Below are 26,242 nucleotides of genomic sequence, written 5' to 3'. Positions count from 1 at the left end.
CGCGAATGTCACCCAATTTACTGCGCCGGCCGGTTCTCGTCCTTGCCGAAGCGGTTGGGGCCGCCGTTTCCCGGCCACAGGCACAGCACGATGACCGTGATGAAGGAGACCGCCGGAACGAACAGGCAGATCGCAAGGGCGCCGGGCACATTCATGTCGTGAAGGCGCTTGACCGAAATCGCCACCATCGCCCAGATCGACAAGAGACCGAACGACAGGGCGACGAGCGCCCAGAACGCCGCCGCGCCGCTCTGCTCGGGCACCGAGGCAAGCCGGCCGATGATGAAGCCGCTGACCGCCATCAGGAACAAAATACCCAACAGATAGGGCAGGCGGCTGATCCGCCCCGACAGGCCGAGGAAGAACCAGCGCATCGTCGGCGCGGGCCTGCCTGGCGGTGCCGGAGCGCTGCTGGTCATGTTCAGTCGCGCAGCAGCTCGTTGATGCCGGTTTTCGCGCGCGTTTTCTCATCGACGCGCTTGACGATCACGGCGCAGTACAAATGCGGAGCGGCATTGCCGCCGGCCGTGGTCTTGCTGCCCGGTATGGAGCCTGCCACGACGACCGAATAGGGCGGAACTTCGCCATAGAATACATCGCCCGTCTCGCGGTCGACGATCTTCGTGGACTGGCCGATGAAGACACCCATACCGAGGACCGAGCCCTCGCGCACGATGCAGCCTTCGACCACTTCCGAGCGTGCGCCGATGAAGCAATTGTCCTCGATCACGACGGGGCCGGCCTGCAACGGCTCGAGCACGCCGCCAATGCCGACGCCGCCGGACAGGTGGACATTCTTGCCGATTTGCGCGCAGGAGCCGACGGTCGCCCAGGTGTCAACCATCGTGCCTTCGTCCACATAGGCGCCAAGATTGACGAAGGACGGCATCAGCACGACATTCGGCGCGATGAAGGCGGAGCGGCGCACGGTACAGTTCGGCACGGCGCGAAAACCGGCCTTTTCGAACTCATGGGTGCTCCAGCCGTCGAATTTCGAAGGCACCTTGTCCCACCAGCTCGCATCGCCCGGGCCGCCCTTGATGACATCCATCGGGTTGAGCCGGAACGAAAGCAGGACGGCCTTCTTTAACCATTGATTTACCTTCCAATTGCCGTCTTCGCCCTTTTCGGCCACCCTGACGGCGCCGTGATCGAGAAGATTGAGCGCCTCATCCACGGCGTCGCGGATTTCGCCGCGCGTTCCTGTGCTGACATTGTCGCGGTCGTCAAATGCCGCGTCGATGGTGGATTCCAGGGCGACAAGGTCGGTCGTGCTCATGGGTTGTTCCTTGGAGTTATTCCTTAACGGTCACGCATTATTGTTGGGGGCGACCATTGTTGACCCCCGGCAATGGCATATTCTGTAGTACTGCGCCGTCTTTACGGCGTGTCAGCGGTCCGGATAAGCCATCCGAATTTCCGGACATGCTCTAAGCGAGTAAGGGCGGGCCGTCAATCGGTCCCGCCAAACCTGTGAAAGTGAAACGATGGGCGCAAAACGCAGCGACGAAGTCTGGGATCCCCTGTTCGACAACCGCACGGACCGTCAGCGGGCCGCCGAGGTTCCACGCACGCCGCAGACGGAGGCGCCGGCCTATCGCCTGGCCTTTGCCGACGACGATTTTCTGTGCCGCGAGGAACTGCGTCCCGTCAGGCTTCAGCTCGAACTCCTGAAGCCGGAAATCCTGCTCAGCGAACGCGGTATCCGCTCGACGGTGGTCATGTTCGGCGGCGCCCGCATCCCTGCGCCCGGAACGGACGCCTGGGCGGCGAAGAACGAAACGCAACGGCGCAATCTGACCTCGGCGTCGAAATATTACGAAGAGGCGCGCAAATTCGCCCGGATCTGCTCGCGGCACTCCGCCGAGACCGGCAACCGGGAATTCGTTATCGTGACCGGCGGCGGGCCGGGTGTCATGGAGGCCGGCAATCTCGGCGCCTCGCAGGAATCGGCGCCCTCGATCGGCCTCAACATCATTTTGCCGCATGAGCAGGCGCCGAACGAGCATGTGACGCCGGAACTGTGCTTCAACTTCCATTATTTCGCCGTGCGCAAGATGCATTTCCTGATGCGGGCCAAGGCGATTTCCGTCTTCCCGGGCGGCTTCGGCACGCTGGACGAGATGTTCGAGGCGCTGACGCTCATCCAGACCGGGCGCATGGAGCCGCTGCCCTTTATCCTCTTCGGTGCCGATTTCTGGCACAAGGTGATCGATTTCCAGGAACTGGCCGATTTCGGCACCATATCGCCGGCCGATCTCGAACTGTTCAATTTCGTCGAAACGGCCGGCGAGGCCTGGGACATCATCGCCGGCCACTACGGGATTTAGTTAGGTCCAGCCGGGTTGCGCCTGCGCGCGGCTGCTGCAATTTGTCCTTTGGCAAGTGCCGTTGGGGCCGCTATACCGGTTGTATGACGGGATCGCGCCGCTTTGTCCTGATTGAAGCACTGCGCGCGGAACTGGCGACATTCGCCGTTCTGTGCCTGATGGTCCTTGCCGTGCCGCTGGTCTTGCCGGTGGCGCATGTTCTGGCGGGCGAACCCCGACCGGTTATCTGCACGCAGGCCGGCGCGGTCGGGGAAAGCCGTTCCGGCACGCCGGCCGGCATGCCGGCATCCTGTCCCTGCATCGTCTCCTGTTTTGCCGGTGCGGCCTGCGGCCAGTTCAAAGCGGTCGAATCCGCGAGTTCCAGCGTTGCCTCTGACAACGCCGCATATGGGTGGCGCATTGCCGAAGGGCACACGACTCAAGGCCGCAATCCGCCGCTTGGCAGTCACGCCATACGGGCACCGCCGGCCCTGGTCTGATCCTGAAAAGAGCGCGCCGCCCCGGCAGCGCATCCCATGATCTGACCATTTGGAAATCCAATGCTACTGAAGAAAATCCTTGTCGCGGCCGCCATAATCGGCGCAGCCGCCCTTTCCACGCAGTTCGCCGCCGCAGACAGCCACGGCAAACACGAGATGAAGCCGGCCATGGTGATGGCCGGCGATCTTCATATTTCCGGGCCCTGGACCCGCGCCATGCTGCCCGGCCAGAAGGTCGGCGGCGGCTTCCTGATCATCAAGAACAACGGCGCGGCCGACGACACGCTCCTGTCGGTATCGTCGCCGGTCACGGACCGCACGGAAGTGCATGAAATGGCCGTTGTCGACGAAGTCATGCGCATGCGCCCACTGCCCGACGGTCTCGTCATTCCTGCCGGAACGACGGTGGAGCTGAAACCGGGCGGCTATCACCTGATGTTCATGGATGTCGCGGAATCCTTCAAGGAAGGGGACATGGTCCCCGTTGTTCTGTCCTTTGAAAGGGCCGGAGATGTGGAGCTCATGCTTGCTGTCATGCCGGCCGGAACCAAGGGTATGGATCACGGCCATATGGACCATGGAAAGATGGACCACGGCGACAAGACCAACTGATCCCACGGGACAATGCAGCCGGCGGTTTCTGCCGCCGGCGCTTACGGCCGCGTGTCGAGATAGTGCCGCAGGAAGGCGGCCAGATCGTCCGTCACATAGTCGATATGCGCGCCGTCATGCCCGTCGCGCTCCCATGTCTCGCCCATCGCCTCGTCGAAATTGTGCGGAACGATCAGCACGGTGCGCATGCCGAGCGATTTCGGCACCGTCAGATTCCGCGGCAGGTCCTCGAACATGACCGCCCGGCCGCCATCGACCTTGTGGCGCGAAAGAAACAGGTCATAGGTCTCGGCCGCGGGTTTCGGTGTCAGGTCGGCAGCCAGGATATCGAAGATCTCGTCGAAATGATCGAGGATGCCGAGTGCCGTCGCGGTGCGCTCCGCATGGCCGACATCGCCATTGGTGAAGATATATTTGCGGCCGGGCAGGGCGCGGATCGCCTCGCCAAGCTCCGGATGCGGCTCGACCCAGGAATAGTCGATGTCGTGGACCTTCTCCAGAAAGTCGTTCGCGTCGATCCCGTGCCGGTTCATCAGCCCGTTCAGGGTCGTGCCGTAGTCGCGGTAGTACGCTTTCTGGACCTTGCGCGCCTCCTCGCGCGGCAGGCTCAGGAGCTTTGCCACATAGGAGGTCATGTTCTTGTCGATCTGCGAGAACAGATCCGTGTGGCGCGGATAGAGCGTGTTGTCGAGGTCGAAGACCCATTCGTTCACATGGTCGAATTCCTCGGCGATGGGCAGATTTTTTCGCATGGCCGCCTTATGGCATGTTTGCTTGCGCAACGCACCTGTAAACACGTTGGCCTTTAGCCGGCAGCGTGATAAAGCCCGGCCATGGAATTGTGGATTCCCATCACCATTGCCGCCGCCTTCCTCCAAAATGTGCGTTCCGCCATGCAAAAGCACCTCAAGGGTGTCATGGGCACGACCGGGGCGACATTCGTGCGGTTCGGCTTCGGCTTCCCGTTCGCGCTGCTGTTCGTCGCCGTGCTGCATTTCGGTTTCGGCATGGCGTTGCCTGCCTGGCACGGAACCTTCCTGATCTGGGCGGTTATCGGCGGCATCGCGCAGATCGCCGGAACGCAGTTGCTTGTCTACCTGTTTTCCTTCCGCAATTTCACCGTCGGCACGGCCTATTCGCGCACCGAGCCGGCGCAGGCGGCGCTGTTCGGCCTTGTCTTTCTCGGCGAGACGGTCAGCATCGGCAGCCTGTTTGCCATCGCCATTTCGGTCGTCGGCGTGATGCTGTTGTCGGTGGCCCACAGCGCGGTGACCTGGAAGAACCTCTTCACATCCGTTCTCAGCCGCACCGCCCTGATCGGCCTTGCCTCGGGCACCGGCTTCGGCATCGCCGCCGTAGCCTATCGCGCGGCGTCCCTGTCGCTGGGCGGTCCGAATTTTATGATGCAGGCGGCTGTCACACTGGCCTTCGTCATCGTTCTGCAGACAGTTCTCATGCTGGTGTGGATGGTGCTGCGCGAACCCGCCGAACTGCGGCGGGTGGCGGCCGCGTGGAAACCCTCGCTGGTGGTCGGTCTTGCCGGCGCGTCGGCCTCTTTCGGCTGGTTCATGGCCATGACCCTGCAGCAGGCCGCCTATGTGAAGGTGCTGGCGCAGGTGGAGATCATCTTCACCATTGCCTCTTCCGTCTTCATCTTCCGCGAGACGATCAAGCGGCTGGAGATCGTCGGCACGCTCCTGATCGTCGCCGGGGTCGTTGTCCTGGTCCTTTTGACCTGACCGCATGTTCCAATGATCGAGGTCGTGGTTGACTCGGCGGACAATTGTAATTAGTAAGGAAGACTAACTATATTGAGTGAATCATGACACTGGCAAAGACGCTTGAGGACCTGCATCGCCTGATCAACCGCCAATGGGCCAAGGACGGTGCTCGACTTGGCATCAGCCACAGCGAATTCGAATATTTGCGGGCAATCAAGGCGCATGAATCCGACAGGGTCTGCCAGGACGAACACGGACAGCACCTGCAGGATGTGGTGACGGCAATGGGCATCAGGAAGGCTTCGGCCAGCGCCATGATCGCCAAACTCGAAAAACGCGGTTTGGTTGACCGCATTCCCTGCCGCCATGACGCGCGGGCACAGCACATATTGCTGACCGAAAAGGGACGTGAGGCGCTGGGTTCGGGAGAGAAAATCTATGAGGCGGCTGTAAAAACGCTTCGTTCGCAAACCGGCAGTCAGGGTTTTTCAATGCTGGCAGCCGTCCTGGAAGTGGACGGCTCCAGCCGGTAATTTTCCTTGGCTCAAAATAGTTAGTCACGCTAACAAACTATATGGAATGACCATGTCTTTTGAACTCGCATTGATCGGTGTCTCCGTGCACCTGCTGATCTGGGAAAAGCTGCCCGAATGGGGCACCTGGTTCAACGCCCTTCTGGCAAGACTGCCGCAGCCGCTGCAGACACTCTACGAGCAGTGGCGTTGTCCCTATTGCGCCGGATTCTGGATCGCATTGGTGCTGCATGGCATGACCGGTTTCTGGACGATATCGGCTCTCGCCGAGCTTCCCGCCTATTGGGGCCCGGCAATGCCGTTTGTCGGCTGGTTCCTCGATGCGCTGGCATCGGCAGTGCTGATCCAGGTCGGCATTCTGATTGTCGGCGCGCTGCGTTTACCGGCGATGAAGTCATACATGATGAAGCAGGACTTCATGAGGTCGTTCAAGACGCAGAACGCCGATGAAGGGGCGGCGTAGACCGGGCTTCAGCGAACGATGAGCGTACCCGCGCCGTGCTTGGTGAAAATCTCAAGGAGCACGGCATGGGCGGTCTTGCCGTTGAGGATAACGACGCCTTCGACGCCCGCCTCGATGGCGTGGATGCAGGTCTCGACCTTGGGGATCATGCCGCCGGAAATCGTGCCGTCCGCGATCATCGCCTTTGCCTCGGCAACCGACAACTGCTTGATCAGATTGCCGTCCGCGTCGAGAACGCCCGGAACGTCGGTGAGGAAAAGCAGGCGCGTCGCGGAAAGCGCACCGGCGATGGCCCCGGCGAAGGTATCGGCATTGATATTGTAGGTGTGACCGTCGCGGCCAGGCGCCACCGGTGCGATGACCGGGATCATCTCCGATTTGGCGAGAAGATCGAGCAGTGTCCGGTCCACCTCGACAATATCGCCGACAAAGCCGAGATCGAGAATGCGCTCGATATTGGAATCGGGATCGACCACGGTCTTGTGCGCCTTTTCGGCGAAGACCATGTTTCCGTCCTTGCCGCACAATCCGATGGCCCATTCGCCCTCGGCATTGATCATGGCCACGATTTCCTTGTTGATCGAGCCGGCGAGCACCATCTCGACGATCTCGACGGTGCGCTCGTCGGTGACGCGCAGGCCGCCCTCGAATTTCGACTCGATGCCGATCTCGGTGAGCATGCGGCCGATCTGCGGGCCGCCGCCATGCACGACGATAGGGTTGACGCCCGACTGTTTCAGCAACGCGATATCGCGCGCGAAAGCCTGTCCGAGTTCAGGGTCGCCCATGGCGTTGCCGCCATATTTGACGACGATGGTGCAGTCCTCGTAGCGCTGCATGTAGGGCAGCGCCTGGGAGAGCAGTTTTGCCTGTTGCTGGCTGTCTTCGTTGTGATCGGTGTCGGCCATGGCTGCCTCTTTGAAATCGCAGACGTTCTATCCGCAAAGGCCGGCAAGGGCAATTGCCGTTTCGCGAGATCCCGCCGTTGCGCTGCTCGCGAAAAGTTCATGGGCAGTTCAACGCTGCAAACGCTATATTATGCTCGCAAATTCAAGGAAGAACGCCATGAAACGCCGCACCTTTATGCTGTCCGGAGCCGCTGTCGCCGCCCTAGGCGGTATTTACGCGCTCAAACCGTCCTCGTCGCCGGCCGTTGCCGGGGAGGGCGATTTCGAGATCACCTACAGTGAGGCCGAATGGCGCAGCATGCTGACGCCCGACCAGTATGCGGTCTTGCGCGAGGAAGCGACGGAGCGTCCGTACACCAGCTCGCTGCTTCATGAAAAACGCAAGGGGACCTTCAATTGCGCGGGTTGCAACCTGCCGCTCTATGCGTCGGAAACGAAATATGACAGCGGCACCGGTTGGCCGAGCTTTTACGATGCCCTGCCGGATGCCGTCGGCACCAAGCGCGATTTCAAGTTGATCGTGCCGCGCACGGAAGTCCATTGCCGGCGCTGCGGCGGCCATCTCGGCCATGTCTTCAGCGACGGACCGCCTCCGACCGGTCTGCGTCATTGCATCAATGGCATTGCGCTGGTTTTCGAGCCTCAGTCCGCCTGATCCGGCTCCGGCCGGAACGAACGCCACAGCGAAAGGCCCGCGAAGTAGAGCGTCGCCAGCACCCAGAGCCAGAAGATCAGCGAAGAGGCCTTCTGCTCCGTGGTCACCTCCGGCGGAATCAGCACCAGCCGCAGGGTCGTTGCCGCCCACAGAACCGTCATCGGGATCGTCACGCCGCGCCAGTCCGTCACCCGGAACGGGTGCACATATTTGAGCGGAATGAAGGTCAGCACCGCGCAGATGGCGATCACCACCAGATTGGTCCACGGGTTTGTCTGCAGGATGTGGAAGTAAAGAACGACCACGTTCCAAAGGGCCGGGAAGCCGGAAAAATAATAGTCCGACGTCTTCATGCCCGTATTGGCGAAGGTGTAGCAGGAAACGGCCATGATGGTGGCCGCGGTGACCGTTTCCCAGCCTTCCGGGACGAGGCCGAACCAGTAGACCATCATCGCCGGAACCGCGACATAGTTGAAATAGTCGATAACGTTGTCGAGCGTGGTTCCGTCAAGATTGGGCGTCACCTCGGTGACGCGAATCTTGCGGGCAAGGGTTCCGTCGATGGCGTCGACGAAAAGCGCCAGGCCCAGCCACATGAACACGGCCGTCTTGTCGTTCTCCAAGATGGCGACGAAAGCAAGGAAGCCGAGCACGATGCCCGATGCCGTGAAAGCGTGCACCGCCCACGCCATGGCCACCTGCTGACGTTCAGGTTTGTCGCCCATTCATCGCTTTCCCTTACGCAACGCTGATGCGACCATAGCATAGAAACGGTAAAAGAAATCGTGCCTTATGCGGTCACCGCGTCAATGATGGCCTGCCGCAACTCGTCCAGCCCCGACCCTTTCTCGGACGATGTTGCGATGATCTGGGGAAAGGCCGCCGGATGTCGGCGTATCTGTTGATCGACACGCTCGAGAAGGGGCGCCACGCCCGCCGCCTTGACCTTGTCGATCTTTGTCAGGACGATCTGGTAGGAGACGGCGGCGACGTCGAGAAGCTTCAGCACATCCTCGTCATTGGCCTTGATGCCGTGACGCGCGTCGATCAGCACATATACGCGTTTCAGCGTCGCCCGGCCGCGCAGATAATCGAAAACCAGCTTCGTCCACTGATCGACCTGCGCCTTGGGCGCCTTGGCGAAGCCGTATCCCGGCATGTCGACAAGTGCGAGCGGCGGCAGGTTGCCTTTTTCCCCGGAGTAGCCGTCCGGGACGAAATAGTTGAGTTCCTGTGTGCGTCCCGGCGTGTTGGAGGTGCGGGCAAGGCCCTTTTGCCCCACCAGCGCATTGATGAGAGACGATTTCCCGACATTGGAGCGCCCTGCGAAGGCAACTTCCGGCGGGCCTTCCGGCGGCAGGAACTTCATTGCCGGCACGCCGCGAATGAACACCCAGGGGCGCGCAAAAAGCGTCTTTGCGTCGGGAAATGGGCGCTGTTCCGGCGTCATGGCACTCAGAAGGCGGCTATTCGGCCGCCTTCGGCTTCTTCTTGATCAAGTTGATCAGATTGTCCCACAGCTCGATCTTGACGCCCTGGCGCTTCATGATGACGCCCTGCTGGAGGATCGACAGGAAGTTGTTCCACGCCCAGTAGATGACGAGGCCGGCCGGGAAGGTCGCCAGCATGAAGGTGAAGATCACCGGCATCCAGTTGAAGATCATCGCCTGTGTCGGGTCGGGCGGCGTCGGGTTCATGCGCATCTGCAGGAACATGGTGATGCCCATGAGCAGCGGCCACACGCCGATCATCAGGAATGCCGGCGGATCAAAGGGGATCAGTCCGAACAGGTTGAAGATGGTCGTCGGATCCGGTGCGGAAAGGTCCTGGACCCAGCCGAAGAACGGCGCATGCCGCATCTCGATGGTCACGTAGAGGACCTTGTAGAGGGCGAAGAAGACGGGGATCTGCAACAGGACCGGCCAGCAGCCGGCAACCGGATTGACCTTTTCCTTCTTGTAGAGCTCCATCATGGCCTTCTGCATGGCCTGACGGTCCTCGCCGTGTTTCTGCTTGATCTCCTCCATCTTCGGCTGGACCTTCTTCATATTGGCCATCGACTTGTAGGACTTGTTGGCCAGCGGGAAGAAGAACAGCTTCAGAAGCACCGTCGTCGCCAGGATCGCGAGACCGAAATTGCCGAAGATGCGGTAGAAATAATCGAGCACGTAGAACATCGGCTTGGTGATGAAATAGAACCACCCCCAGTCGATCATGCGATCGAACCGGTCGATGCTGTAGGCCTCTTCATAGCTGTTGATGATCGGCACCTGCTTGGCGCCCGCGAACAGATGCGTTTCCAGCGTTTGCGACTGCCCGGGCTGCACGGTGATCGCATCGCTCAGGAAATCGGTCTGATAGCGCGAACGGCCATCGTCGAAATAGGAAAACCGTGCCTGGAAGGGCTGGTCCGGAGCCGGAATCAGTGCGGTCGCCCAGTATTTGTCGGTGATGCCCATCCAGCCATTGGTGGCTTTTGCGGGTGAAATCTGCCGGTCGTCCTCGATATCGTCATAATCGATTTCCTGAAGGCCGTCGTCGCCGAACACGCCGAGCAGACCCTCATGAAGGACGAAGATGCCGGTCAGTTGCGGCTTGTAGAGACGGGTGATGCGGCCATAGGGTGAGATCGAGACGGCGCTTTCGGTGTTGTTCGTGACGGCGTCGGCGACTTCGAACATGAAGTGCTCGTCGACACTGATGGTGCGCTGGAAGGTCAGGCCCTTGTCATTCGTCCATGAAAGGACGACGGGCGTAGACGGCGTCAGCGTAGGTGTGCCCTCGGTCGCCCAGACGGTGGTGGGGCCGGGAACATTGCCGCTGATGTCGTTGCCGACGAAACCGAACTCGGCGAAATAGCCTTCCTGCATGGAGGCCGGCGACAAGAGCTCGATGATCGGGCTCGTGGGGTCCACCGTCTCGTGGTAGTTCTTGAGTTTCAGGTCGTCGAAGCGCGACCCTTCCAGGTTGATCGATCCGGTCAGCGCCGGTGTGTCGATGGTGATGCGCTGCGACTGTCCGAGCGAGGCTTCGCGGCTGACGCTCGTCGCGCCGCCCGCCGCCGATCCGGGAAGGCCGGTCGTCGTCGTGCCGGCCTGCGGCAGTTCGGATGCAGTGGTCGGCGTGTTTGCGGCCGGTTCGCCGTTTTGACCGGTCAGCGGCGTCTGCTGCGCGGCCTGCTCCTGTTGAAACGCCTCCTGGGCGGCGCGCTCGCGTTCGATTTTCGGATTGACGTACAGAAACTGCCAGACGAGTAGGATCAACACCGACAAGCCAATGGCAATGAAATAGTTTTTGTTCTGTTCCATCATTCGGTCCTGTTGTTCGGCTCCGTGCCGCCCTGCCGGCCCTGTTGCGGGGCCGCCGGCCGGCCGATGCGCCGCGCAAGCGATTCAGACAGGTCTGCGAACGGCGCATTGAGCGCGTCGCGCCGTGCAACCACCACATAGTCATGGCCCGGTTTCATATCAAACCCGGCCTTTAGCCGCACGGCCTCTCTCAGCCGGCGCCTGATCCGGTTGCGTTCGACCGCATTGCCCTGTCGCTTGGTAACCGTGTAGCCGACCCGCGGTGTCTCTTCGGCACCGCCGCGGTTCAGCACTTCGAGCACGAAATACGGGCCCTTCCGCCGTTCACCCTTGCGAACGGCCAGAAAATCGGAGCGTTTCTTCAGCCTTCCGATAAGCGGCGATTGCCTGATAGGCGGCATGGGCCCTGCTTCGTTTGAGAGGTCCGGACTTAAGCCGAGAGACGCTTGCGCCCGCGCGCGCGGCGCGCTGCGATAACTCTGCGGCCACCCTTGGTTGCCGTGCGTGCGCGGAAGCCGTGCCGGCGCTTGCGCACGAGTTTGGACGGTTGATAGGTACGCTTGGTCATTTATTTAAACACCGCGGTGTGCGGCCCTTCTTCGGACTGTCTGAAAAACAGTAGCGTTGCGATTACCGTCAGGGTGGCGAAAGCACAGATTAACCCGCGCCGGACAGCCGGACCCGAACGTGCGCGGCTTATACGCAGAAAGGCCGCCGCAAGTCAATCGCGCGGCACCGAACGTGATTGCTCTGCGGGCATGCCGGACTTCGTTCGGCGGCGTGTGTGAACGATCACCTTCCATCACATGGCGGTGAGATCGGCCGCCGCTCCATTGCCTGCGCGAGCACCGCACGCAATTTTGTGCGCATTGGCTTCTTGCGGGAATCATCCGGTCCCGCGTTTTTGTTGGGAGATGATCTATGACCGCAATGACCCGCCGTGCCCTGCTGACCGGTGCGACTGCAATGGGCGTCGCCGCCGTGGCGAATGTCAATCCGGCGCTCGCCAAGAGCCCGATCACGGCGCTGAAGCCCCGTGGCAGCGGAGCGGTGGATCATTCGGCCTTCGACGCCTTGCTCAAGACCCATGTTGTGGCCGATGCGCAGGCCTATAACAGGATCGACTACCGGCGTCTGAAATCCGGCGGCCATCGGGCGCTGAAATCCTATATCGTGACCCTGCAACAGGTGCGCCCGACGACGCTTTCCGTGGCCGAGGCGCATGCCTACTGGATCAATCTCTACAACGCGGCGACGCTGGATGTGGTCACAGACTATTATCCCGTCAACTCGATCAAGAAGATCAATCTCGGCGGCGGCGGTCTTTTCGGTTCGGGGCCCTGGTCGAAGAAGGTTCTGACCGTGGAAGGAACGCAATTGTCGCTTGACGACATCGAGCACCGGATCGTTCGGCCGATCTTTGCCGATCCGATGTCCCATTACGGGTTGAACTGCGCTTCCTATTCCTGCCCCAATCTCGTCGTTGAGGCCTATACGGGCCGCAATGTCGACAGCCTGCTGGTGCGAAACGCGCGCGACTATGTGAACCATGATCGCGGCGTTTCGGTGAAATCAGGCCGTATCACGGCGTCAAAGATCTACTCCTGGTATGCCGGCGACTTCGGCGGCAAGTCCCGCCTCAAGCAACACTGGAGCGCCTTTGCCGAACCGCAGCACAAGGCTGCGATCGGGGCTGCGTCGCTCGGCCGGTTCGTCTATGACTGGTCGCTGAACGACGTGAATGCTGGCAGCTGATTCGGAACTGTCCGGTTCACGGCATCGTGAGCGCCGGCGGGTCCAAGGTCACATACACTTTCGAAAATGGGAGTGGAATTCATTGGAAGGTTGTGCGCGTGATGCTTAGGTTCGCAGCACCGCAATGCGCGTCTGGCGCATCGGCACAGAGCGAACGAACCAGGAGCGCGCCATGACCAGTGACAGCAAACCCGTTGATCGGGAGACGGCACAGGAACTGGACCGGCAGTCGGCCATGGGCGAAAAGGATGCAGGCGGGAAGGCGGGCGCCGGCGCAAAGCTGAAACGCTTTGCCCCGATCGTCGTCATTGCTTGCGGCCTGGTCGTCGGATACCTGTTCGGCCTGCACGAATATCTGACGCTCGAATCGCTCATCGAACATCGCGACACGCTCAAGGCCCATGTCATGGAGAACATCGTGATGGCGAGCGCCGTCTACTTTGCCATTTATGTCCTGGCCGTCGCGTTTTCCTTTCCCGCCGCCTCGCTTTTGACCATTCTGGGCGGTTTCGTCTTCGGCTGGTTCCTGGCCGGCACGCTCACCGCATTTGCCGCGACGATCGGCGCTTCGATCATCTTTCTCGCGGCACGGACCGCCCTTGGCGATTTTCTGGAGAAAATGGCGGGTCCCTCGGTTGCCAAACTGGCGCATAGTTTCGAGGAAAATGCCTTTGGTTTCCTTCTCGTGCTGCGTCTGGCGCCGGTCTTTCCGTTCTTCGTCATCAACATCGCACCGGCCCTGTTCAACGTGCCGCTGCGCATCTATGTCGCCGCGACCTTCCTCGGCATTCTTCCCGGCACCTATGCCTACACCTATCTGGGCCAGGGTCTGGACAGCGTTATTGAATCCGCCAAGGCAGCCGGCCGGGATGTATCGCTGACCGATCTCGTGACCGCTGAGCTCACCATTGCCTTTGCCGCGCTCGCCGTCGTGGCGGCCATCCCGTTCATCATCAAAAAATTCCGCGCCGGCCGCGAATTCTGATTATTCTGCCGCCGCCCCGCTGATTTTCTGTTCCGCAAGGCCGGGCGCGCACAAACGATACTGTCCCCGGAGGGAATTTCATGACCACCACGCTTCGCCCCGACATTTGCGTAATCGGCGCCGGATCCGGCGGGCTTACCGTTGCCGCCGCCGCCGCCTCCTTCGGCGTCGATGTGGTGCTGATCGAAAAGGGCAAGATGGGCGGCGACTGCCTCAACTATGGCTGCGTGCCCTCAAAGGCGATCATCGCCGCCGGCAAGCACGCCCACGCGATCGCCGAGGCGCCGCATTTCGGCGTCAATGCCGGCGAGGTCAAGATCGACTACAAGAAGGTGCACGAACACATCCACTCGGTCATCGGCGCGATCGCACCGAACGATTCGGTCGAACGGTTCACGGCACTCGGCGTCAAGGTGATCGAGGCCGCCGCCGCCTTCACCGACCCGGACACGGTGGTCGCCGGCGATTACGAGATCAAGGCAAGGCGCTACGTCGTGGCGACCGGCTCCACGCCCTTTGTCCCGCCGATCCCGGGTCTCGATACGGTCGATTATCTGACCAACGAAACCCTGTTCGACCGCACGCAAAGAGCCCGTCATCTGATCGTCATCGGCGGCGGACCCATCGGCATGGAGATGGCACAGGCCCATCGCCGGCTCGGTTCCGAAGTTACCGTCATCGAGGGCCTCAAGGCGCTCGGCAAGGACGATCCGGAACTTGCCGCCGTCGTGCTCGACCGGATCCGCGCCGAGGGCGTGACGATCATGGAAGGGACATCGGTCACGGCGGTGAAGAAGTTCGGCCGGGCCGGTGTGCGTGTCACGGTCGAATCGGAAGACGGCGAGAGCACCGTCGACGGCTCGCACATCCTCGTCGCCACGGGCCGCGCCGTCAATGTCGAGGGCATTGGCCTGACCGAGGCCGGCATTGAATATGACCGCAAGGGCATCAAGGTTCAGCCAAACCTGAAAACGACCAACCGCCGCGTCTTTGCCATTGGCGACGTGGCCGGCGGGCTGCAATTCACCCATGTCGCCGGATATCATGCCGGCCTTGTCGTGCAGCAGATCCTGTTCCGCGCGCCGGCGAAACAGAACACCGGCATTATTCCCTGGGCCACCTATACGGACCCGGAGCTCGCCCATGTGGGACTGGGCGAGGAAGAAGCGCGCAAAAAGCATGGAGAGATCCAGGTCCTGCGCTGGCCCTACGCGGAGAACGACCGCGCGCTGGCCGAGCGCAAGACCGACGGTCTGATCAAGCTGATCACGGACAAGAAGGGCAGGGTGGTCGGCGTTTCCATAGCCGGCGCCGGTGCCGGCGAGATGATCAATATGTGGGCCCTGGCGATCGCCAACAAGATGCGGCTTTCCAACGTGCGCGGCTATGTTCCGCCCTATCCGACCATGGCCGAGATTGGAAAGCGCGCGGCAATTACCTATTATAGCCCCATGACACGCAAACCGTTCGTGCGCCGTATCATCGGGTTCATGCGTCGATTTGGATAGGCAGGCGCCGTCCTTTGGTGTAGCAATGCCCGACGAGACAACGGCGGTTGAGGGCGTTGCACGGGCGTGCGGCGGGTCCTGCCGGTTATGGTTGATCCGGGATTTGTGATGGATTCGGGAAACGGCGCGGATAGACGCGAAACGCTCGCCACCAACGGCAAGCAGAAGCCGTGGCACAGCCTGTCCGGCAAGCTGCTTTTGCTGACGGTGCTGTTCGTGATGGCGGCCGAGGTGCTGATCTTCGTTCCCTCCGTCGCCAATATGCGCATGCGCTGGCTGGAAGACCGGCTGCGCACGGCCGCCGCCGCGAGCCTTGTCGTCGAGGGCTGGGAGGACATGGAACTGCCGCGTCCGATCCAGAACGACGCGCTGATGGCCACCGGCACCAAGTCGATCGCGCTCAAGAGCGGCGACATGAGCCGGCTGATTGCCGCCTCCGACATGCCGCCCCAGGTTGACCGGCAATACGACCTTTCCTCCGTCTCGGCCTTCGCTGCCATCCGGGACGCCTTCGTGACCCTGTTTTCAGACGACCGCATTATCCGTGTTTACGGCCCGGTCGAGGGCAGCGGCATGATGATCGACGTCGTCATGGAAGAGGACCCGCTGCGCAATGCGATGCTTGTCTATGGGCGCAACGTCTTCTTCCTTTCAGTGCTGATATCGCTGTTCACCGCCGGCCTGGTCTTTGTCGCCATCAACGCCATGATGATCCGTCCCATCCGCCGCATGACGACCAGCATGCAGGCCTTTTCCCGCGAACCGGACGATCCGGCGCGGGTGATCGCGCCGCGCGAGGTCAATGACGAGATCGGCATAGCCGAGCGGCACCTGCAGTCGATGCAGCAGGAGCTGCAGGCAACGCTGAAAAAGCAGCAGCACCTGGCCAATCTCGGTCTTGCCGTCTCCAAGATCAACCATGATATGCGCAACATTCTGGCGTCAGCGCAGCTGATGTCCGACCGCCTTTCCATGGTTGACGATCCGGTCGTCAAGCGCTTCGCGCCGAAGCTTATCCGCACCATGGACCGTGCGGTCGACTATACGCGCGAGGTGCTGGACTATGGCCGCGCCAACGAGGCGGAACCGAACCGGCGGCTGGTCGATTTCGCCGCGCTCGTCGCCGATGTGCGCGACATGCTGATCGTCGATGCCGATCTGCGGCCGGACGGCGAGCCGGCGCCCGATGCGTCGCCCGTCGACTTCATCATCGACGTTCCCGAGGGTCTGGAGATCGAGGCGGACAGCGAGCAGCTCTTTCGCGTTATCCACAATCTGTGCCGCAACGCCATTCAGGCCCTGACGGCGGATGGCATGGATGATCTTGCCATCGTGCGCCGTGTCACCGTGTCCGCGTCGGTGGAGAACGGCACCGCGACCATCGATATCGACGACACCGGCCCCGGCATGCCGGCCAAGGCGCGTGAAAACCTTTTCACAGCTTTTCGCGGCTCGGCCCGCTCCGGCGGAACCGGCCTCGGCCTTGCCATTGCCAGCGAACTGGTGCGCGCCCATGGCGGCGCGATCATGCTTGCCGACAAGCCAGGCCCCGGAACCCGTTTCCGCATCACCCTGCCGAACCAGCCGGACCAGGCGCTCTGCCGAGAACGGACAGCGCCAATGCCGATCAAGGAAGTCGGCGAATAGGGCGGCGTCGTGCCAAAAAATCGTCGCACGGCGCTTGCATTCCTGCGGCGAAAGGATTAGTTACACGCCTCGCGGACAGGCAACGCCACCGCCCGCGCGCTCGTAGCTCAGCTGGATAGAGCACCAGACTACGAATCTGGGGGTCGGGAGTTCGAATCTTCCCGAGCGCGCCATTAAATCAATTACTTAGCAATATCGCATTGCGGTCACTACGAAATGGCGTCCAAATGGCGTCCAATTCAGTGCGATTTCAATCCACAACAATTTCAGTCACGTTGCTTCTATTTCAAAAACACTAACGGTACCGAAATTGGATGATCGCTGAAAAGATAGGCGCGTAAGGCAATCGAAAGCCCGTCCACTCCCCGCACAACTGAACTGTTAGAAGCTTTGCGGATATTTGGAACAAGCTGGGGGCGGGTTGCGCCCGATTGTTGTTTCCGAATTCTCAAACAGTCGGAGAGCAGACATCTGGCCTTGTTGATGTATTGGTCCGCTATGATTCAATTTTAGGCAAACCACGACGTAGCGCTTTGTCGTCTCGTTTGAGCCGTCTGCCAGCCTTGATAAACGCGTCTACCGTCTTGTCACGCAGTTTGATAAGGACATTCGCCATGACAATGTCATCAAACTTCCAAGTTGGGCCAAGCAGCAAAACTGTTATTTGAACGAGAGAAATTGCAGCGTTCTGGCCAGGCTCCTCAAGGCCCGCATTGCTGCGACCAGCCAATAAAGCAGGGCAATTGTCCAGCAATCCCAACTGGCCGGTGATTCCTTTCGCACTAGCGTGCACATTGTAACTAGCCATCTTGAAGTGAAGGCGCATCTGGGCTCGCTTTGCAGCTTCTTCTAAGTCGGAAAAACGCTTCCCGTCAGTTCCAAGATGATAAGCGGCCCACCCATACGGAGCGCAGTACTCCTTACCGAAACGCTTGCGTAACTCTTCATAAGCCTTTCGAGTGCGGGCAGCCTCTCGTTTGGAGGACGGTTTGTAGCCCAGTGTAAGGTGCGTTTTCTCATATGTTTCGAGTGCGCGCTTTGCCTCCACAACCTCGTGCAAGAGGTAGCGTTCGGCAAGTTCGTCATCGTGTTCGACAATTAAAGTGAATACAGTCGCTATCTCATGTAAGGTTCGCCATCGTGCCATCGCCCCGTCGGCAAAACCCTCTTGAAGTAGCACCAGAATTTCTTCGGACACGCAGCAGGCTCGTGCATGCAAGCGATTAATTGCGGACCGCTTATGAATGTTTCGCTTCGCGCGCGATTTCTGAAGTTTTGTATGGTAGGTCTTGCCCAGTTCACGCGCGGCTGTTAGGAGCATCCTATAAGATTCGAACGCTTCTCCCCACCTCAATCCGAGCCTAATCGCAAATTGCGCGATTTGACCATCCTGCCATGCTTTTTGTTCAGGCCATTGCTTCTTTAGACCCTTGAAAACATCATGAGCAGCTTCGCCAGCTGTAGTGGAAATAATATCCGGCAGTTGGTGATTACAAAATTCTTCTATCGAATCCTCAAGATCAGCAATGTCTTCATCGTCGAACGCTAGAGCGACATTCAATTCTGGTCCCTCGTCATCCAATATGAACTGTTCTTCCCCTGCTAGGATTGCGTCGGCAACGCGCGCGACTCTTTCAGGAGAGGGTTCAATACCAGCTTCTTTCAGCTTGCATTCAATCATCCGTTTTAGGAATTCACGCGGTATCTCCTGTACCATTCTGTCGAACTCGGTCTGGAAATCATCTACCATTGTCAACTCCGACATCGAATCGGTGAGTAAACCATCAGGATAGCAAACAGGCTAAGTGGTTGTATGGTGTGCCCTCGGTTTGATCTGCACTTTTCCGTTTCTGAAGGAATGTGCTTATCATGCTGAGAACTCAGAATTCGTACCCTGCGAAATTTAGGGAACAGATTATTGCGCTTGCGAGATCTAAATGAGTAGGTGGGAGTGCAAGAAATTGAAATTGAATCCGAACTCTCGCGGATGTTGCATTTTTTTTGACGAGCGAAATCTAGCTTAATAGATTGGGCAATCTTCCATTGATGGGGATCGTTGCCGCTACCGATGTCAAAAGGTCAGGTCTATGGGTACCCAGTTTTGTACCTAGATTGAGCGAGTTTCCAATTTGAGATCATGTGTTTCAGAATGTGAGACCAAGAACGATTGCGTAGCCACGGCATAATCTCAGTTTCGGTTGGAGTTGTCGTCGCAATATTTTGATTGGAACTTGTATGTTGGAAGTATTTGGTCTTTGGACTCGCGACCACATCCTGGACGTAGCAGAGTTGCTCACCAATCCTTCGGTTCCGGGGATTGTATCATTGGCAATCATGGTTGCGGCGGGGTTCATAGGTTTCCTAATTTGGGTTGTAACGGCACGTGAACATAGAGCGGTCATCTCCCTCAGCAAACTTGTGCAGAAAACTGCAAACGAGACGGAGTTTACGCAGCAATACAGTACCATTTCAAAGCAGATATTGGATTGGAGATCTAACAACAACAAAAGGAAGCTCTCAGACGCTTGGGCCGAATTCCGTGAAACGTTGATTGAGCCGATTGATGGCGGCAACGCGGTAATCAGGAATTCGGCACGTCCGAATGAGTTCTTTAATATCTCTAACTTGGGTTTTGGCTTGGCGGGCTGGCGGTTTTGGCCAGGAGTCTTTGTTTCTGTTGGCTTATTCCTAACCTTTCTGGGGCTAGTCGCTGCACTGGTACAAACTGGTGAAACACTGAGAAGTGCAGGATCTGGAGCAGACCAGACCTTGTTAACAGCTTCTCTCAATGACTTGCTGTCCGTTGCATCAGCAAAGTTCATCATGTCCCTTTCAGGGCTGTTCGCATCAATTATCTTGAGTTTGTTTATCCGGTGGCGCTCACGCAAAATCGAAAATGCAGTGGCTGATCTTTCTCACCAAGTAGAACGTAGGGTTCAGTTCGTAAGCCTCGAGGCGCTTTCTCAAGATCAACTCGAGGAAGCTCGTTCAATGAGGAGCCACATGCAGCGCCTCAACACTGAACTGATTGAAGCACTAACAAAACCACTCCAACAGGCCGTTGACCAAGGATCAGATGCGGCGGGCCAGGCACTTCGCGCAGTTGCTGGGCAGGTGGCCGATACTCTCTCGGGTTCTATCACCCATGCGGGAGAACAAATGGAATTGGCTTCTGAAAAGATGGCGGATTTAACATCTCAATTGGCTGATGTTACGAATGGTTTTGTTGGCGAAATGGAAAAGACTACAGCTGGGCTTGACGCGGTTTCTCGTCGGCTTGAAATGGTTAATGGTAAACTCGCTGCGGCTGGCGAAAAGCTGGAACGGGGCGCGACACCACTAGCCGAATCGATAGCGGAAACTTCCGACACAGCACGCTCTATTGCAAAAGCGAGCATCAACATGGTGAATGCCGCGCAAGCCTCTTTGAGTGAGCAATCGACGGTTCTGTTGAGTACAGCTACCGCAATTCGCGAACAAGTCGACGCGTTTGAGCAGCGTGCAAAAGCGTATGATGGAGAAATGGATAGAGCGCTGCGTAGCTATAAAGACAATTTGGACAGCGCGGTTGGTGAAGTAGAGAAGTTTTCAAGCTCCGTGCACGATCGATATGCAGATGCACTTCAACGACTACAGAGCCTAATTGATGGTGCCAAAAGTTATGAGCCCGAAACCACCGGAGCTTCGGAGCGACAAGTTCAATGAGAACCTTGCGACGGTACCATCGGCATTCAGAAGATGAAGACGAGTCAGTTTTTATCTCCATGACAGACATGGCGGTGAGTATCCTATTTATTGTACTAATTTTGCTGGCGTTTTTTGCCAGTCAGCTGCGCCCAGAAGCGGTTGTTTCGCAGGATGAATACGACCGAGTGGCCAACCGCCTTGCCGAACGTGACGAGCAACTACAACAGACAATTCGTCGAATGGAAACACTCTTGTCTCGTTTGTCAGGGATACCCGAGGAACTGAACATCTCTGAGTTGCTGGCGGAGAACACAGCACTTCGTGAAGAGCTTGCAATACGGCAGAAATCGAATGAACAACTAGCTGAAGCAGCTAAAGACGATGAAAGATTGCGAGACGAACTAAACCGTCTTTATCGTTTGCTATCAGAGCGAGAAATCAATCGCCTGGAAACATACAATGCTGATGTAAGTGCCGAGCGCACTCGTCTACTTCTTCGTCTTCGTGATCTAATAAACGCAGAATATCCTGAACTAGGTGTCCGTTTAAGTAAAACGAACGACGCACTTCAGTTTCAGGGTGAGGGACTTTTTGAGTCTAGTAGTGCCGAACTATCAACAGACAGGCGGAAAAAAGTAGAACGGATTGCAGAAATTATTGATGGAGTTCTGCCTTGTTACACTCTGGGAGTTCGATCGTCCTACAGCTCTGACTGCAACGAAGCATTTGCTGTAGTTGAAGCCTTACAGATTGAAGGGCATACCGATAGTACAGGCTCCGCATCTCTCAACGTTGAGCTGAGTTCGCGGCGGGCAGCCGCGACCTATGTAGCGATGAACCAGTATTTAAGTCGGCTAACGGATCACGTGAATCTCTCAGGACAACCAGTACTTTCTGTTGCCGGATACGGAAAAGATCGGCCGATCGCTGACAACAGATCCGAGGAAGGACGAGCAGCAAACAGACGGATTGACCTCCGCTTTATCATGGTTCAACCGGCTGTTGTCGACGATATTGCCAGGATTAGAGAAAGACTACTGGTGGGTGGCAGTGAATGAGTACACTTGAAACACTGGTAGCATTTGGAAACCCTCGCCCGAAGCGCATATCTAAACCGGTTCGGCTTGATCGCATCTATAATGCCATCAAGATGAAGGTGCCAGACTTTGTCCACCGAAGCGACGAAGATCTTTCTGCAATTGCTAGAGCATACAGTAGACGGTTAGAGACGAATGATTGGGACGGCGCAACAGAAGGCGACATCTCAACTCTAATTCGAGCGGCGGTTTCAGATCGTTTGAAACAGCATCCAAGTCTCGTGGAGTTTTTGTTTTCCGAAGCTGCCGTAACATCGCGCGGGCAATTATTGGCCGCGCTGTGTGAGGGTTATCTTGAAAGCTGGATTGCTGAAAGTCGAAACACGATTTTAGCTGCTGAAATAATCGCCAAACGATTAGAGGATTTGCCTGAGCAGTTTTTGAATTTGTTTATGTCGTGCCCTGAGATTGGAGACGCAATACGCGGTGCAGGAAGATTTGCTGAACGTATGAAACAGCAGCAAGATGCATACGCTTGGTGCGTTTCACAAGGGTTACCCAATCCCCATGGAACCGGTTTTTGTGCCAAGTCTCAATCAGCCTACTTTAGGCTTCTGCCGCTCGCCGAGACACGTGAACATATTACCACTCTAATGCGATGGATCACTCCAAACAACGGTAGAAAGTTGCAAGGCGATGCCCTGCTAGAAGGTCTGAGATTGCTTCTAGATCCATGGCTAAGAAGGGATCCGTCCGACGACATCAAGAGGCTTTTGGTCGATTGGATGATTGATCACTTCGGCGATCCACGTATCGAAGCTCCAGAAGTCTGGAACAGAATGGCTGAAACTCACACAGCTGTGTTAATGCGCTGGCTTGCAGGCGATAGCATACGTGCATTCATGGACGTTATTTCAGATGTAGAAAATCGAGAAACTTGGAAAGTTCGACGCACATTTTGGACGTCACTTTTCGAGGACGGAATTGTTGAAGAAGCTTGGGTCGCTTTGCACCCCGCTGCAGAGGCCGTCGCCCTCAAGAGGGCACAAGTAACGGGCGACGTGTCCTATCGTTCTTTCGCAAAACAATCGGGCTCAAGAACGGACACTTCACTGCTGATAATGCGTTCTGGGGAAAGAGTGATCGTTGAGGGATCTCACAACTACAGGGTCCACATATTTGACAAAGGATTTCCAGCACGGCCAAAGCTTTATGAACCCATTTACCTTGATCAAGACATCACTTTACCGAGGGAAGACAAGCGAAATACGAACTGGCATGACCCACCAGGACACTGGAGGAATTGGGTACGTAGGAGACTTCAAAGTTGATCAAATTCACCTTAGACGTGAAGAACGATGCGGTAATTCTTCGTCCCGAAAAGACGTCCCCTGGTATTCTGCGGCGTTGGAAACGAGATCTCGATATTGATCTAACTGCGTTGCCGAAAGCGGAACGAGAACTGGCCTATGCGCTAGCTAGGGTTCATTCGCTAGATCCTGAAGCCAAAGACAGTGTTATCCGACGAGACTCAATTGCGTTATCACACAGGCTCGTGTCCCGGCTGGACGAGCCATTCGCCAACACACTTGGGCTTCCCGCGTTAGTCCACGATCTTGTTTTCTGCGCTAAACTTCAGGGCGATTTGGGCAGCGAAGACGCAGAGTTCAAGTGGTGGTGGGAAAACAACGGAAGGCGTGAAGCCGTTGCTCGCAGCGGTTCCATTTTACATCCAGACTCGCCTGAATACAGCATGCGACTGCCCGAGGCGATATTTGAGGCTATAACAATATCCGCCACTTTCGATCCTACTGCTCCGTTGGAAAAGCACTGGCAAACTCTCGCTCGTTTTAAAACTCTCCTTGGTGATGACGGTGAGAGTGTGGCGCTAGACCAATTCTTGAACGACCTTAGAATCGTCACGATAAGTCGTGTCGGAATTGAAGTGAATTCGGAAAGAGAAGATGAATTTGCACCAGTACCATTTTCTGTAAATGAAAATAATGAACAGGGTGTGGACTGGCCGGCCTTGTTTGGTTCGCAATTGGAGAGCTTTCAGGATGCTGTGATACGGCGCGGTGCTCAACCAGCTTATAGGCTTTCGGACGGCACGTTTACAGTTGTTGATAGGTCGGCGGCACCTGTGCTTCGGGTGATCGCCGAAGCCATGCAGGGCGATGCGAATGAGCGACGATACTTTATTGAGAACGCACCACGGATAATTGCGGAAGCAATTGAAGAACAGTTGCGCGAAACCGGACGCATCAACGAGGAGACCAGTCCCGAAGGCGTAGTGGAGCTCATCGAACAAACTGTTGGAAACGGTTGGACTGAGACGAACAGTTGGTCAGACAGAGTAACAGGGGTTGGTGTAGTACCCCCGACACCTTCGGAAATCAACGCTGGTACAGGCCTTCCTTGGTTGCCTGCCACCATGAACGTTTCCATTGGGGAAGTTCTTGGGGCCATTTTGGATGAAGATGTGGCAAATGCTCTGCAGGCGGTTAGGACGGCGATAATTGATGGGGTTGATTTCGTGTCGCTTGATGTCGGAGACATTCCGGCGAATGGACAAGTTGCAGAAGCTCTAGAACGTCGATTGGCCATGCTTCCTGAAAGGCAAGCAGAACCGCCTCTGGAAGCTGCTGATGCATTCTTGCCTTTGACACACGATAACTTCTGGGATGTTGAGTACGTCGCAGGCGCTACCCCTCGAAGGGTGGACATAGATACTAAGCTACCCTCCAGTGTAAAGACCCCACTGCGATACTATCAGAGCCAATCGTTTCAGTGGCAGTTAAAAGCCTGGGCGAGCGGTCTTCCTGGATTGTTAAATGCTGATGAGCAGGGTCTAGGAAAAACGCTTCAAACACTCTCTTTCCTTGCATGGCTGAATATTCAGATGGAGGCGGAAGAAGTCGCACCAAAACCGACGCTGATTGTTGCGCCGACATCATTATTGCGTAATTGGGAGGCTGAGATCGAAACGCACCTCTCTAATGGTGCACTCGGACCGATATACAAATTTTACGGTCCTGAGCTGTCAAGATGGAAGATCAAATCCATCAAAGGTCGCGATATTGGTGATGGTCGAGAACACTTGGATTTAGAGCCTCTGCGCGGTGCTCGCGGAACTGTGATCACAACGTATCAGACTCTTGCAAACTATGCTGTCAGTTTGGCACAGCTTCCATTTTCTGTGGCGGTCTTCGATGAGATGCAGTTCGTAAAAAATCCTCGAACACAGCGTTCGCGTGCAGCGAAAGCGATGAATGCCGAATTTACAATTGGGTTGACCGGTACACCAATAGAGAACGCTACACGTGATATCTGGGCAATAATGGATGTTATTTGCCCTGGAGCACTCGGGGCTCTGTCTGGATTTCGCCGACTGTTCGACAGACCCTCCCATGCAAGGTTGGCACAACTTCGTAACGCGCTGTTCGATTCCAAAGGTGACCGCCCCCCACTTTGTATGCGACGAACCAAAGCAGAGGCCGATCCTTCAATTCCACCAAAAACTAGACTGCTGTATCCCCGCGAAATGCCTGAGACACAAGCGATTCGGTATGATGAAGCACGGGCGAAAACCGGGGGGATTTTGCAAGTTCTGCAGCACATAAGGCGCGCGTCAGCTCATCCTGGTTTGATAGAGGGTGAGTTGGGGAGTGATTTTGCAGCTGCATCAGCGCGGACCAAGGCAGTGTTGGATATACTGGCACTTATTAAATCCAGGAATGAGCGTGTCCTCATATTCATTGAGAATCGTGACATACAGGCATGGTTCATCGAGGTTCTTAAAATAGAATTCGATCTGCCAGAGGTAATGTTGATAAATGGCGATACACCAATAGATGATCGAAAAGATATTACAGACCGCTTTCAGAGGCACCTTTCTAATGATGAGGGTTTTGACGTTCTGGTGCTTGGCCCGCGCGCGGCAGGAACCGGATTGACGCTGACAGCAGCAAATCACGTCATTCACTTAACCAGATGGTGGAACCCTGCTGTCGAGGAACAGTGCAATGACCGAACGCATCGTATCGGCCAACAGCGACCAGTAACTGTGCATCTGCCACTTGCCGTGCACCCCAAGCTTGGAAGGGCCTCTTTCGATTGCCTCTTGCACCGTTTGATGACTGACAAATTGGAACTAGCTTCCAACGTATTGCAACCAGCCGATATAAACGAAGACGATATCAAGGGGCTGCATGATGCGGCAGTGTCTGGCCGCATAGTGGACGATATGCCCAGAGAGAAAGATTTTGTTGAGTTCTTCGTAGGTCGAGAAGACCTCATTATAGAAAGGCAAGCTGAAAACGTGTTTGTTGTGCAGTCCAACCAGGATGGTGCATCCGTATTGATAGCTGCCGAACAATCAAAAGAAGAACTCCATCAGTATTTGGACGACAAGATGTCGGAGGTCATACTACTAAAACCAACAGAGCAAGCCACAAATTGGGAATCCGTTGTGCCACTTTGTAGTGTTGTGGATGTCGACCTGTGGCCTGATTTCGTGCTTCCAGCCTAGTGCCAAAAGATGGCATATTCAAACATTCTGAAAAAGTTGCGTAATTGAGATCGGCTGAGGCGGGTTGCAATGGCTTTTCGTTT

The 26,242-nt window shown here is 57.1% G+C and carries 25 protein-coding genes and 1 tRNA gene; 16 read left to right on the top strand and 10 right to left on the bottom strand.

The features are described from left to right. Positions 1–17: 17 nt before the first annotated feature. Both OOZ53_RS12955 and dapD read right to left on the bottom strand, forming a co-directional pair. The gene (locus OOZ53_RS12955; RefSeq protein WP_271090006.1) at positions 18–419 is read right to left on the bottom strand and encodes a DUF805 domain-containing protein; all 402 of its coding nucleotides are present in this window, start codon (positions 417–419) and stop codon (positions 18–20) included. A gap of 2 nt (positions 420–421) precedes the next feature. Then, on the bottom strand, positions 422–1,279 hold the full coding sequence (gene dapD, locus OOZ53_RS12950) for a 2,3,4,5-tetrahydropyridine-2,6-dicarboxylate N-succinyltransferase (protein WP_271090005.1): 858 nt from the start codon (positions 1,277–1,279) through the stop codon (positions 422–424). 208 nt (positions 1,280–1,487) lie between these two features. On the opposite strand from dapD, the gene OOZ53_RS12945 reads away from it, so the two are divergent. From OOZ53_RS12945 to OOZ53_RS12935, 3 genes are all read left to right on the top strand, one after another. Continuing rightward, positions 1,488–2,330 (top strand): LOG family protein, encoded by an 843-nt coding sequence (locus OOZ53_RS12945; protein WP_271090004.1) that lies wholly within the window; start codon positions 1,488–1,490, stop codon positions 2,328–2,330. 83 nt (positions 2,331–2,413) lie between these two features. Continuing rightward, a complete protein-coding gene (locus OOZ53_RS12940; protein ID WP_271090003.1) occupies positions 2,414–2,809 on the top strand; it encodes a hypothetical protein in 396 nt (131 codons plus the stop codon). A 60-nt stretch (positions 2,810–2,869) separates the two neighbouring features. Then, entirely contained in the window at positions 2,870–3,421 is a 552-nt protein-coding gene (locus OOZ53_RS12935) for a copper chaperone PCu(A)C (RefSeq protein ID WP_271090002.1), read from the top strand. Between the two features lie 41 nt (positions 3,422–3,462). Here the strand turns inward: OOZ53_RS12935 and OOZ53_RS12930 are convergent, their stop codons facing one another. Continuing rightward, the gene (locus OOZ53_RS12930) at positions 3,463–4,173 is read right to left on the bottom strand and encodes a pyrimidine 5'-nucleotidase (protein WP_271090001.1); all 711 of its coding nucleotides are present in this window, start codon (positions 4,171–4,173) and stop codon (positions 3,463–3,465) included. A gap of 81 nt (positions 4,174–4,254) precedes the next feature. Between OOZ53_RS12930 and OOZ53_RS12925 the strand changes: the two genes are divergently transcribed. From OOZ53_RS12925 to OOZ53_RS12915, 3 genes are all read left to right on the top strand, one after another. Next, a complete protein-coding gene (locus OOZ53_RS12925) occupies positions 4,255–5,160 on the top strand; it encodes a DMT family transporter (RefSeq protein ID WP_271090000.1) in 906 nt (301 codons plus the stop codon). 83 nt (positions 5,161–5,243) lie between these two features. Further along, positions 5,244–5,675, top strand: coding sequence for a MarR family winged helix-turn-helix transcriptional regulator (locus OOZ53_RS12920; protein ID WP_271089999.1), 432 nt, complete (start codon positions 5,244–5,246; stop codon positions 5,673–5,675). Positions 5,676–5,727: 52 nt separating this feature from the next. Beyond that, positions 5,728–6,138, top strand: a complete 411-nt coding sequence (locus OOZ53_RS12915) for a hypothetical protein (RefSeq protein WP_271089998.1) — start codon at positions 5,728–5,730, stop codon at positions 6,136–6,138. Positions 6,139–6,146: 8 nt separating this feature from the next. Here OOZ53_RS12915 and argB read toward each other — a convergent pair whose 3' ends face one another. Then, the gene (argB, locus tag OOZ53_RS12910) at positions 6,147–7,046 is read right to left on the bottom strand and encodes an acetylglutamate kinase (RefSeq protein WP_271089997.1); all 900 of its coding nucleotides are present in this window, start codon (positions 7,044–7,046) and stop codon (positions 6,147–6,149) included. Between the two features lie 157 nt (positions 7,047–7,203). On the opposite strand from argB, the gene msrB reads away from it, so the two are divergent. Beyond that, a complete protein-coding gene (gene msrB / locus OOZ53_RS12905) occupies positions 7,204–7,701 on the top strand; it encodes a peptide-methionine (R)-S-oxide reductase MsrB (RefSeq protein ID WP_271089996.1) in 498 nt (165 codons plus the stop codon). Here the strand turns inward: msrB and OOZ53_RS12900 are convergent. The 5 genes from OOZ53_RS12900 to rpmH form a co-directional block, all read right to left on the bottom strand. Continuing rightward, on the bottom strand, positions 7,689–8,426 hold the full coding sequence (locus OOZ53_RS12900; RefSeq protein WP_271089995.1) for a CDP-alcohol phosphatidyltransferase family protein: 738 nt from the start codon (positions 8,424–8,426) through the stop codon (positions 7,689–7,691). The genes msrB and OOZ53_RS12900 overlap by 13 nt on opposite strands. Before the next feature lie 65 nt (positions 8,427–8,491). Further along, a complete protein-coding gene (yihA, locus tag OOZ53_RS12895) occupies positions 8,492–9,151 on the bottom strand; it encodes a ribosome biogenesis GTP-binding protein YihA/YsxC (RefSeq protein ID WP_271089994.1) in 660 nt (219 codons plus the stop codon). A gap of 16 nt (positions 9,152–9,167) precedes the next feature. Then, positions 9,168–11,009, bottom strand: a complete 1,842-nt coding sequence (gene yidC, locus OOZ53_RS12890; RefSeq protein ID WP_271089993.1) for a membrane protein insertase YidC — start codon at positions 11,007–11,009, stop codon at positions 9,168–9,170. Next, positions 11,009–11,410 carry a ribonuclease P protein component gene (gene rnpA / locus OOZ53_RS12885; RefSeq protein ID WP_271089992.1) on the bottom strand — a complete coding sequence of 134 codons (402 nt, stop codon included), beginning with the start codon at positions 11,408–11,410 and terminating at the stop codon, positions 11,009–11,011. Before rnpA ends, yidC begins: the two co-directional genes overlap by 1 nt. Positions 11,411–11,439: 29 nt before the next feature. Beyond that, positions 11,440–11,577 carry a 50S ribosomal protein L34 gene (rpmH, locus tag OOZ53_RS12880; RefSeq protein WP_136657526.1) on the bottom strand — a complete coding sequence of 46 codons (138 nt, stop codon included), beginning with the start codon at positions 11,575–11,577 and terminating at the stop codon, positions 11,440–11,442. 353 nt (positions 11,578–11,930) lie between these two features. Between rpmH and OOZ53_RS12875 the strand changes: the two genes are divergently transcribed. The 5 genes from OOZ53_RS12875 (at position 11,931) to OOZ53_RS12855 (ending at position 17,077) form a co-directional block, all read left to right on the top strand. Continuing rightward, the gene (locus tag OOZ53_RS12875; protein WP_271089990.1) at positions 11,931–12,764 is read left to right on the top strand and encodes a DUF547 domain-containing protein; all 834 of its coding nucleotides are present in this window, start codon (positions 11,931–11,933) and stop codon (positions 12,762–12,764) included. A 172-nt stretch (positions 12,765–12,936) separates the two neighbouring features. Beyond that, entirely contained in the window at positions 12,937–13,749 is an 813-nt protein-coding gene (locus OOZ53_RS12870) for a TVP38/TMEM64 family protein (protein ID WP_271089988.1), read from the top strand. A gap of 80 nt (positions 13,750–13,829) precedes the next feature. Beyond that, positions 13,830–15,257: a dihydrolipoyl dehydrogenase family protein gene (locus OOZ53_RS12865; protein WP_271089987.1), complete on the top strand. Its 1,428-nt coding sequence runs from the start codon at positions 13,830–13,832 to the stop codon at positions 15,255–15,257. A gap of 108 nt (positions 15,258–15,365) precedes the next feature. Next, positions 15,366–16,904 (top strand): sensor histidine kinase, encoded by a 1,539-nt coding sequence (locus OOZ53_RS12860; RefSeq protein WP_271089985.1) that lies wholly within the window; start codon positions 15,366–15,368, stop codon positions 16,902–16,904. A 96-nt stretch (positions 16,905–17,000) separates the two neighbouring features. Next, positions 17,001–17,077: transfer RNA gene (locus tag OOZ53_RS12855), tRNA-Arg, on the top strand. 323 nt (positions 17,078–17,400) lie between these two features. Here OOZ53_RS12855 and OOZ53_RS12850 read toward each other — a convergent pair. Beyond that, positions 17,401–18,654 (bottom strand): DUF5677 domain-containing protein, encoded by a 1,254-nt coding sequence (locus tag OOZ53_RS12850; RefSeq protein ID WP_271089983.1) that lies wholly within the window; start codon positions 18,652–18,654, stop codon positions 17,401–17,403. Positions 18,655–19,139: 485 nt separating this feature from the next. On the opposite strand from OOZ53_RS12850, the gene OOZ53_RS12845 reads away from it, so the two are divergent. The 4 genes from OOZ53_RS12845 to OOZ53_RS12830 are packed head-to-tail and all read left to right on the top strand — an operon-like array spanning position 19,140 to position 26,159. Further along, positions 19,140–20,609 carry a hypothetical protein gene (locus OOZ53_RS12845; RefSeq protein WP_271089982.1) on the top strand — a complete coding sequence of 490 codons (1,470 nt, stop codon included), beginning with the start codon at positions 19,140–19,142 and terminating at the stop codon, positions 20,607–20,609. Further along, the gene (locus OOZ53_RS12840) at positions 20,606–21,649 is read left to right on the top strand and encodes an OmpA family protein (RefSeq protein WP_271089981.1); all 1,044 of its coding nucleotides are present in this window, start codon (positions 20,606–20,608) and stop codon (positions 21,647–21,649) included. Before OOZ53_RS12845 ends, OOZ53_RS12840 begins: the two co-directional genes overlap by 4 nt. Beyond that, on the top strand, positions 21,646–22,959 hold the full coding sequence (locus tag OOZ53_RS12835; RefSeq protein WP_271089980.1) for an EH signature domain-containing protein: 1,314 nt from the start codon (positions 21,646–21,648) through the stop codon (positions 22,957–22,959). The genes OOZ53_RS12840 and OOZ53_RS12835 overlap by 4 nt, the downstream gene beginning before the upstream one ends. Then, positions 22,956–26,159: a DEAD/DEAH box helicase gene (locus OOZ53_RS12830; RefSeq protein ID WP_271089979.1), complete on the top strand. Its 3,204-nt coding sequence runs from the start codon at positions 22,956–22,958 to the stop codon at positions 26,157–26,159. The genes OOZ53_RS12835 and OOZ53_RS12830 overlap by 4 nt, the downstream gene beginning before the upstream one ends. Positions 26,160–26,242 lie beyond the last annotated feature (83 nt).

Origin of the sequence: Allohoeflea poritis (assembly GCF_027889715.1) — a bacterium.
In the GTDB taxonomy this organism is placed as follows: Bacteria; Pseudomonadota; Alphaproteobacteria; order Rhizobiales; family Rhizobiaceae; genus Hoeflea_A; species Hoeflea_A poritis.
The sequence above is the reverse complement of the archived record's forward strand: the minus strand, read 5'-3'. Positions and strand labels throughout refer to the sequence as shown.

What these genes read in the sequence shown, in the direction of transcription:
- OOZ53_RS12850 (WP_271089983.1), bottom strand. Translation starts at nt 18,654, where the DNA reads ATGGTAGATGATTTCCAGACCGAGTTCGACAGAATGGTACAGGAGATA.
- OOZ53_RS12870 (WP_271089988.1), top strand. Translation starts at nt 12,937, where the DNA reads ATGACCAGTGACAGCAAACCCGTTGATCGGGAGACGGCACAGGAACTG.
- OOZ53_RS12915 (WP_271089998.1), top strand. Translation starts at nt 5,728, where the DNA reads ATGTCTTTTGAACTCGCATTGATCGGTGTCTCCGTGCACCTGCTGATC.
- OOZ53_RS12930 (WP_271090001.1), bottom strand. Translation starts at nt 4,173, where the DNA reads ATGCGAAAAAATCTGCCCATCGCCGAGGAATTCGACCATGTGAACGAA.
- yihA (WP_271089994.1), bottom strand. Translation starts at nt 9,151, where the DNA reads ATGACGCCGGAACAGCGCCCATTTCCCGACGCAAAGACGCTTTTTGCG.
- OOZ53_RS12835 (WP_271089980.1), top strand. Translation starts at nt 21,646, where the DNA reads ATGAGTACACTTGAAACACTGGTAGCATTTGGAAACCCTCGCCCGAAG.
- OOZ53_RS12860 (WP_271089985.1), top strand. Translation starts at nt 15,366, where the DNA reads ATGGATTCGGGAAACGGCGCGGATAGACGCGAAACGCTCGCCACCAAC.
- dapD (WP_271090005.1), bottom strand. Translation starts at nt 1,279, where the DNA reads ATGAGCACGACCGACCTTGTCGCCCTGGAATCCACCATCGACGCGGCA.
- OOZ53_RS12940 (WP_271090003.1), top strand. Translation starts at nt 2,414, where the DNA reads ATGACGGGATCGCGCCGCTTTGTCCTGATTGAAGCACTGCGCGCGGAA.
- msrB (WP_271089996.1), top strand. Translation starts at nt 7,204, where the DNA reads ATGAAACGCCGCACCTTTATGCTGTCCGGAGCCGCTGTCGCCGCCCTA.
- OOZ53_RS12845 (WP_271089982.1), top strand. Translation starts at nt 19,140, where the DNA reads ATGTTGGAAGTATTTGGTCTTTGGACTCGCGACCACATCCTGGACGTA.
- OOZ53_RS12840 (WP_271089981.1), top strand. Translation starts at nt 20,606, where the DNA reads ATGAGAACCTTGCGACGGTACCATCGGCATTCAGAAGATGAAGACGAG.
- OOZ53_RS12865 (WP_271089987.1), top strand. Translation starts at nt 13,830, where the DNA reads ATGACCACCACGCTTCGCCCCGACATTTGCGTAATCGGCGCCGGATCC.
- OOZ53_RS12900 (WP_271089995.1), bottom strand. Translation starts at nt 8,426, where the DNA reads ATGGGCGACAAACCTGAACGTCAGCAGGTGGCCATGGCGTGGGCGGTG.
- yidC (WP_271089993.1), bottom strand. Translation starts at nt 11,009, where the DNA reads ATGGAACAGAACAAAAACTATTTCATTGCCATTGGCTTGTCGGTGTTG.
- OOZ53_RS12920 (WP_271089999.1), top strand. Translation starts at nt 5,244, where the DNA reads ATGACACTGGCAAAGACGCTTGAGGACCTGCATCGCCTGATCAACCGC.
- argB (WP_271089997.1), bottom strand. Translation starts at nt 7,046, where the DNA reads ATGGCCGACACCGATCACAACGAAGACAGCCAGCAACAGGCAAAACTG.
- OOZ53_RS12875 (WP_271089990.1), top strand. Translation starts at nt 11,931, where the DNA reads ATGACCGCAATGACCCGCCGTGCCCTGCTGACCGGTGCGACTGCAATG.
- rpmH (WP_136657526.1), bottom strand. Translation starts at nt 11,577, where the DNA reads ATGACCAAGCGTACCTATCAACCGTCCAAACTCGTGCGCAAGCGCCGG.
- rnpA (WP_271089992.1), bottom strand. Translation starts at nt 11,410, where the DNA reads ATGCCGCCTATCAGGCAATCGCCGCTTATCGGAAGGCTGAAGAAACGC.
- OOZ53_RS12945 (WP_271090004.1), top strand. Translation starts at nt 1,488, where the DNA reads ATGGGCGCAAAACGCAGCGACGAAGTCTGGGATCCCCTGTTCGACAAC.
- OOZ53_RS12955 (WP_271090006.1), bottom strand. Translation starts at nt 419, where the DNA reads ATGACCAGCAGCGCTCCGGCACCGCCAGGCAGGCCCGCGCCGACGATG.
- OOZ53_RS12925 (WP_271090000.1), top strand. Translation starts at nt 4,255, where the DNA reads ATGGAATTGTGGATTCCCATCACCATTGCCGCCGCCTTCCTCCAAAAT.
- OOZ53_RS12935 (WP_271090002.1), top strand. Translation starts at nt 2,870, where the DNA reads ATGCTACTGAAGAAAATCCTTGTCGCGGCCGCCATAATCGGCGCAGCC.